This window comes from Mannheimia sp. (assembly GCF_056854775.1).
Genome location: NZ_JBXGGI010000039.1, coordinates 1 through 7,960 on the forward strand (window position 1 = coordinate 1; position 7,960 = coordinate 7,960).

Annotated in this window: 4 protein-coding genes and 2 tRNA genes; all 6 read right to left on the reverse strand. The window is 40.1% G+C overall.

What is annotated here, in order from left to right; genetic code table 11:
- Positions 1-106 precede the first annotated feature (106 nt).
- Positions 107-2,263, reverse strand: coding sequence for a transglycosylase SLT domain-containing protein (locus tag ACJHV0_RS03215; RefSeq protein ID WP_483133368.1), 2,157 nt, complete (start codon positions 2,261-2,263; stop codon positions 107-109).
- A 104-nt stretch (positions 2,264-2,367) separates the two neighbouring features.
- Positions 2,368-2,441, reverse strand: a tRNA-Cys gene (locus ACJHV0_RS03220).
- 15 nt (positions 2,442-2,456) lie between these two features.
- A tRNA-Gly gene (locus tag ACJHV0_RS03225) sits at positions 2,457-2,532 on the reverse strand.
- A 199-nt stretch (positions 2,533-2,731) separates the two neighbouring features.
- Positions 2,732-4,156 carry a dihydrolipoyl dehydrogenase gene (gene lpdA, locus ACJHV0_RS03230; RefSeq protein ID WP_483133369.1) on the reverse strand — a complete coding sequence of 475 codons (1,425 nt, stop codon included), beginning with the start codon at positions 4,154-4,156 and terminating at the stop codon, positions 2,732-2,734.
- A 70-nt stretch (positions 4,157-4,226) separates the two neighbouring features.
- Positions 4,227-6,131 carry a pyruvate dehydrogenase complex dihydrolipoyllysine-residue acetyltransferase gene (gene aceF / locus ACJHV0_RS03235; RefSeq protein WP_483133370.1) on the reverse strand — a complete coding sequence of 635 codons (1,905 nt, stop codon included), beginning with the start codon at positions 6,129-6,131 and terminating at the stop codon, positions 4,227-4,229.
- A 108-nt stretch (positions 6,132-6,239) separates the two neighbouring features.
- Positions 6,240-7,960: pyruvate dehydrogenase (acetyl-transferring), homodimeric type (gene aceE, locus ACJHV0_RS03240; RefSeq protein ID WP_483133371.1), on the reverse strand; the 1,721-nt coding region annotated here is incomplete at its 5' end.

Consider the following 7,960-nt stretch of genomic DNA (forward strand, 5'->3'; position numbering starts at 1 on the left):
TGAACCAACGACCTTCGGGTTATGAGCCCGACGAGCTACCAAGCTGCTCCACCCCGCGTCTGATGTGGTGTATTATAGACTTTTAAGCTAAGAATGCAAGCACTTTTTAATATTTTCGCCCTAATTCCTCTTGATAGAACATTTTTAATCCATTTTTTGATTTTTCACTTACATTACCATAGAGCATTTGGTAATAATAGTCATAAGCTAGCACATTTTGCACATAACCTCTGGTTTCATAAAATGGAATACTGGCAATGAATTCGTCCATTGCTAAAGTACCTTTACTCCGACCAAGCCACTGCTCTACACGCCCAACACCTGCATTATACGCTGATGATATCAAAATGCGGTTGTTTGGATATTTTTCATTTAGCTCCATTAAATGTGTTGTGCCCAGCATAATATTGTTGAACGGTCTGAATAGATCCCGTTCGCCCTTGAAAGATAAATTATTATCTTTAGCTGTTTGTTCTGCTGTTGCCGGCAACATCTGCATTAACCCTCTCGCATTCGCGTGTGATTGAGCTTGTGGATTCCAAGCACTTTCTTGGCGTGCAATGGCTTGTGCAAATGATTTACTGATTTTCTTATCCTGTAAATTCAACTCAAACCAATCCGAATAAGCATTAGGCAAGCGTAAATCAATATTATCAAAAGCTTTTATCTGGATCGTACCCTCCACAGCTAAATCATACCAATTTTTCTCTTTCGCATATTTGATAATCGCAAGTTGAGTTTTAACAGGCGAGCTTTCTCCTGTTTCAACTTTTACATTATTGATCAAATTAATCCAAACTCGCTTAGCCTGATCAATTTGCCCGAGTTCTCGCAACTCTTGAATACGCTCAAATTGATTTTCATACAATTCACGCTGAGCCTGCGTTAGATCTGCCACTTCAATAATAGGAAATTGATAAGCAACCCCTAATTGTTGAGCAGCCAACATTGGATAAAATCCACGCTCTTTGATTAGCTCTTCAAATATCGTTTTACGCTTAGCTTCATTTTTTTCGATTTTAGCCGTCCAGTAACGCCATTCTGTTTTCCCTTTAGTCTCTTGAGAGAGTGATTGCAACCACTCATTTAAATCCGTTTTTTGCCAGATAGCCATACGCAATCTGCGTTCTAATAAATTATCAACACCTAATGCTTTAACCTGTTCATCACGCCAGAGTTGGAATGTTGGCTCTTCATTATCAAAATGTCGGCTAATAAAAGCAACTTTTAACGCTTTAAGCTCATCTTCACTAAATTGATATTTCTCCGCCCATAGTTGATATTGTTCAAATGTTGGATTATCCAGTTTCTCTGGCTGGGTGCGGATATATTTTGGTAATAATTCCACAATAATTGCTTTATTTTCCGCGTTAAACGATAAATCAAGCGGTTGATTTTCAATAAAATTTTGCAATTCTTTCGGATTACTCACTACTTTTTCAACTGAACTGAGCCACGTTTTCAAATTTTCATCCGTTGCATTAATTGCTAAATTTGTAATCTCCGCATTTGCATTTTGTTTGACTAATTCGACCGCTTTCAGACGCACTTTCTCATCTGTCTTGAAACCCTGATCTCGCCAATAACTTTCTAAATTCGCACAATCAGAGGTTAATTTAGAATTAGCAAGCCAAAAAGCATCAAACTCTTTCACTAGTGCCGATAATTCTACATTTTCCACTTTTTGTTCTACCGCAGGATTAATCTGAGCTTTAGTTGCGGCTATTTCATAACGTGCTGAAAACAGGCGGCATTGATCCGCTAAATGTGTTGGCTTCACAACTATTGCATACTCTACTAATTCTTTAAATTTTTGCTCACGATAGAGCTGTTCAAACATAAAGTTCTGCAACTGTTTTTGATACAAAGAATCCGGATATTTTGAAATAAATGCTTTAACTTCGCTTACTGTGGCTTGTTTCAAAGTCATTTTAGCATTTAACAACTTCCATTCTGCGTCCATTTCTAACGGATAGCCCGATAAAGTTGCTAATAAACGCTGAATAACCTGTAATGTTGCGACTGATAAATTCTTCTGGCTGACTGCCACATCGACCAAATAATTAATTTGCTGGAAATTTTCTCTCTGCTTTAAACGTAAATTTTCTGCGTGCCGTAACTCTTTCTGATAAATAGCCAACCAATCATTTTTTAATTGTTTTAATTCTGTTTCAGTGTAACTTTTTAATGGCTCTTTCTCGGCTTCTGCCGCAAATGTATATTGGCTTGCTAAAAATACAGCAAGCAATGTTTTCTTCCACATAGTTTTTCTCCTTAGTCGTTAGCTTTTGGCAGAAAAAGGGCAATAAAGTTCAACTGGATTATTCCAAGAAAATATTGAATTAAAGTAAAAATGATGAGTTTTAATGGAGGCGTGTCCCGGAGTCGAACCGAGCTACATGGATTTGCAATCCAGTGCATAACCGCTTTGCTAACACGCCGTAAGATTTGAAAATTGGAGCGGGAAACGAGGCTCGAACTCGCGACCCCGACCTTGGCAAGGTCGTGCTCTACCAACTGAGCTATTCCCGCACTTGAGGTTTCACAACATTGCGTTGTGGAATGAGGTGCATTTTACGGATTTATGATTTTATGTCAATGACAAAATGAAACTTCTACTGCTGAATGCTGAAAAAAACTTCACTCGACTTGATTAGAGCCTTAAAAATAATCAAGCGGTTGATTTTTGCAAAAAATTTACAAAAATCAACCGCTTGCTAGTGGTTATAAGTTAGCGTTTTTTCGCTTTTGCGTTTGGTAAGTCTGTGATAGAACCTTCAAACACTTCTGCCGCTAATCCAACAGATTCGTGCAAGGTTGGGTGAGCGTGAATGGTTAATGCAATATCTTCTGCATCACATCCCATTTCAATTGCCAAGCCGATTTCGCCTAATAATTCGCCACCATTACTACCTACAATCGCACCACCTAATAAGCGGTGAGTGTCTTTATCGAAAATTAACTTTGTCATACCTTCTGAACATTCAGAAGCAATCGCACGACCTGAAGCAGCCCAAGGGAATTTAGAAACTTCGTAGTTTAAGCCTTCTTGTTTACACTCTTTCTCAGTTTTACCAACCCAAGCAACTTCCGGCTCAGTGTAAGCGATTGATGGAATCACTTTCGGATCGAAGTAGTGTTTTTGTCCGGCAATTACTTCTGCCGCCACGTGTCCTTCGTGAACACCTTTATGAGCTAACATTGGTTGTCCCACAATGTCGCCGATCGCAAAGATATGCGGCACATTGGTACGAAGTTGTTTATCAACCGGAATAAAGCCTCGCTCATCAACGTGTACGCCTGCTTTGCCTGCATCAATTAATTTGCCGTTTGGCACACGACCGATAGCAACTAGTACAGCATCGTAACGTTTAGTGTCGTTACACGCTTTACCTTCCATTGAAACATAGATACCGTCATCTTTTGCTTCAACCGCAGTTACTTTAGTTTCAAGCATTAGCTTGAATTTTTTCTCGATCTGTTTGGTATAGATTGCCACAATGTCTTTGTCCGCTGCTGGAATCACTTGGTCGAACATTTCAACCACTTCCACTTCTGAACCTAAAGCATTGTAAACCGTCCCCATCTCTAAACCGATGATACCACCACCCATAATTAAAAGTTTTTTAGGAACTTCTTTTAATTTTAGGGCATCTGTTGAATCCCAAACACGCGGATCTTCGTGTGGAATAAATGGTAATTGAATTGGGCGTGAACCTGCTGCGATAATCGCATTATCAAAGGTAACAGTTGTTGGATTACCATCACGATCACGAGCTACTAATGTGTTCGGACCTGTAAATGTCGCTTCGCCTTCAACCACTTGTACTTTACGAGCTTTCGCCATACCAGCTAGTCCACCCGTTAATTTTGATACAACAGCTTCTTTACCTGCACGAACTTGGTCTAAATCAATAGTCGGCTCGCCAAATGTTACACCATTATGCACGGCGTGTTTGGCTTCTTCGATTACTTTTGCAACGTGTAGTAATGCTTTAGACGGAATACAGCCTACGTTTAAACATACACCACCTAAGGTTGAATAACGTTCAACGATTACCGTTTCTAAACCTAAGTCTGCACAGCGGAATGCTGCTGAATAACCTGCCGGACCTGCACCAAGTACCACGACTTGTGTTTTAATTTCTTTGCTCATATTTGCCTCAATTTGTTATAAAAGCGGTCGATTTTGCAAAATTTTTTACAAAAACAACCGCTTGTTAAAATTACATTACTAAACGACGAATATCTGCTAATACGCCATTGATATAGCTTAAGAATCTCGCCCCATCAGCACCATCAATTACACGGTGGTCAAATGATAATGACAATGGAAGCATTAAGCGTGGCTCAAATTCTTTGCCGTTCCAAATCGGTTGCATTTCAGATTTAGACACGCCTAAAATTGCCACTTCCGGTGCATTCACGATCGGGGTGAAGTGAGTAGTACCGATACCACCTAAACTTGAAATAGTAAAACAACCGCCTTGCATATCTGATGCAGTTAATTTACCTTCGCGTGCTTTTTTCGATACTTCCATTAATTCACGAGAAAGTTCGATAATGCCTTTTTTGTTTACATTTTTAAATACCGGAACAACTAAGCCGTTTGGTGTATCTACTGCAACACCGATGTTGATGTATTTTTTCAATGTTAAACGTTGTGCATCTTCAGAAATTGAGCTGTTGAAACGAGGGAACGCTTCTAACGCACTTGCTACCGCTTTCATAATGAATACCACAGGCGTGATTTTCACATCTAACTTACGTTTTTCAGCTTCTTTATTTTGCTCTTTACGGAAGTTTTCTAATTCTGTGATGTCTGTACGATCGAAGTGCGTAACGTGTGGAATCATTACCCAGTTACGATGTAAGTTTGCACCAGAGATCTTATTGATACGGCTTAATTCAACTTCTTCAACTTCACCAAACTTACTGAAATCAACTTTCGGCCACGGTAATAAGCCTAAACCGGCACCGTTTGCTGCACCTGTTGCCGCAGCAGCTGTTCCACCTTGTTTTTCAAATACTTGAACTGCCGTTTTAACGTATGCTTGAATATCTTCTTTAACGATACGACCTTTACGACCTGTACCTTTTACTTTATCTAAGTTTACACCAAACTCACGAGCTAAACGGCGAATTACAGGTGTTGCGTGTGCATAACCTGCCGCTGAAACCACTTGTTCTTGATTTAAACCAGATTGGTTTTGACCTGTGGCAACTGCATCAGCTTTCGCTGGAGCGGCTACTTGTGGAGCAGGATCTGAAGCCACTTGAGTAGCTGCTGGTGCAGGTGCTGCACCTGCTACTTCAAATTTCATAATTAATGAACCGGTTGAAACTTTATCACCTGATTTCACTAAAATTTCTTTTACAACACCTGCAAATGGAGCCGGTACTTCCATTGATGCTTTATCGCCTTCAACAGTAATTAAAGATTGCTCTTCTGATACAGAATCGCCTACTTTAACCATAATTTCAGTTACGTTTACTTCATCGCCACCGATATCCGGTACATTCACATCTTTAATTGCAGATGCTGATGCTTGAGCCGGTGCAGCAGCTTCTGCAACCGGAGCTGCTTGTGCTGGTGCAGATGATGCAGTTTCAAACTTCATAATTAATTTGCCTGTTGAAACTTTATCGCCCACATTGATTAAAATTTCTTTTACCACGCCGGCAACCGGAGCAGGAACTTCCATTGACGCTTTATCGCCTTCAACGTTAATAATTGATTGATCAACTTCAACGCTATCACCTACTTTAACCATAATTTCGGTTACGTTTACTTCATCTGAGCCAATGTCCGGTACATTAACTTCAACAACTGCTGAGGTTGCTACCGGTGCAACAGGAGCCGCTTCTGCTTTTGGAGCTTCAACCGCTGGTGAAGCATCAGCTGATTCCAATACTAACATTGGGGAACCGGTTGAAACTTTATCACCTACTTTTACTAATACTTCTTTTACCACACCTGCTTCCGGTGCCGGTACTTCCATAGATGCTTTATCGCCTTCTACGTTAATGATTGATTGGTCTACCGAGATAGTATCGCCAACTTTTACCATCACTTCAGTAACACTTACTTCATCTGAACCGATATCTGGTACATTAATTTGTTTTGACATTTTAAAATCCTTCTTTTGTAAACAGATAAACTGATTTTATCCTTACAAATTTAGGGTGGGTTTCCCCACCCCATTTTGCAAAATTTTCGTTAAATTTTACCGCTTGTATTACGCATATAATGGGTTAATACGATCCACATTTAAGCCAAATTTAGCAATAGCATCAGCAACAACTTTAGTTTCCACTGTGCCTTCTTTCGCTAATTGAGCAAGTGCTGCCACTACTACATAACGCTCATCAACTTCAAAGTGTTCACGTAAGTTTGCACGGCTGTCTGAACGACCAAAACCATCTGTACCTAACACGTGATAGTGTTTGCTTGGTACATACGCACGAATTTGTTCAGCGTATAGTTTCATATAGTCAGTTGCTGCAACTGTTGGTAAATCAGCTAACACTTGTGCTACATAAGGAACACGTTGTTCCTCTGTTGGATGTAATAGATTCCAACGTGCAGCATCCGCACCATCACGACCTAACTCATTGAATGATGGAGCTGAGAATACATCTGCGGTTACACCATAGTCATTTGCAAGAATTTGAGCCGCTAAGCGAACATGACGCATAATTGCACCTGAGCTTAATAATTGAACACGACCTTTACCTTTGCCTTCAACCGTTTCAAATTTATATAAACCTTTACGGATACCTTCTTCTGCACCTGCTGGCATTGCCGGTTGGTCTGTAATTTCGTTTAATGTTGTGATGTAGTAGAAAACATCTTCTTGAGCTTCACCATACATACGGCGGATACCATCTTGAACGATTACCGCCACTTCAAATGCAAATGCCGGGTCATAAGTTACACAGTTCGGAATTACGCCTGCTTGGATATGGCTATGACCATCTTCGTGCTGTAAACCTTCGCCGTTTAAGGTTGTACGACCTGATGTACCACCGATCATAAAACCACGAGCTAATTGGTCGCCTGCTAACCACATCATATCGCCTACACGTTGGAAGCCGAACATTGAGTAGTAGATAAAGAATGGAATCATCGGTAAATTGCTTACAGAGTATGATGTTGCAGCAGCAACCCAAGATGCCGTTGCACCTAACTCATTGATACCTTCTTGTAATACTTGACCATCTTTTGCTTCACGGTAGTAAGCTACTAAATCACGGTCTGATGGCACATAGTTTTGACCAAATGGATTGTAAATACCGATTTGACGGAATAAACCTTCCATACCGAAAGTACGAGCTTCGTCCGCAATAATTGGTACGATTTGCTGACCGATATTTTTATCTTTTAATAGGGTATTTAACACACGAGAGAATGCCATCGTAGTTGAAATACCACGCGGTTGCTCATCTAATAATGCTTGGAATTCCGATAATTCAGGCACTTTGAATTCAACAGTGAATTTCGGTTTACGCACCGGTACATAACCGTTTAAATCTTTACGTTTACCGTGTAAGTAGTTGTATTCTTCTGAACCCTCAGCAAATTTGATGTAGTCTAAGTTTTCAACTTGCTCATCAGTTAATGGCAATTCAAAGTAATCACGGAAGCCTTTTAAGCTCTCTAATGACATTTTCTTAGATTGGTGAGCAGTATTTTTACTTTCTGCTTCAGGAATACGGTAGCCTTTTACTTGTTGAGCTAAGATCACAACCGGCTTGTCTGATTTTTGTGCTTTCGCATACGCTGCGTAAAGTTTTTCAGAATCGTGTGCACCACGACGTAATGCCCAGATTTCATCATCTGTCATATCTGCAACTAATGCCGCAGTTTCCGGGTAACGACCAAAGAAATGCTCACGTATATAGGCACCGCTTTTTGATTTAAATGTTAAATAATCACCATCTAACACTTCCATCATTA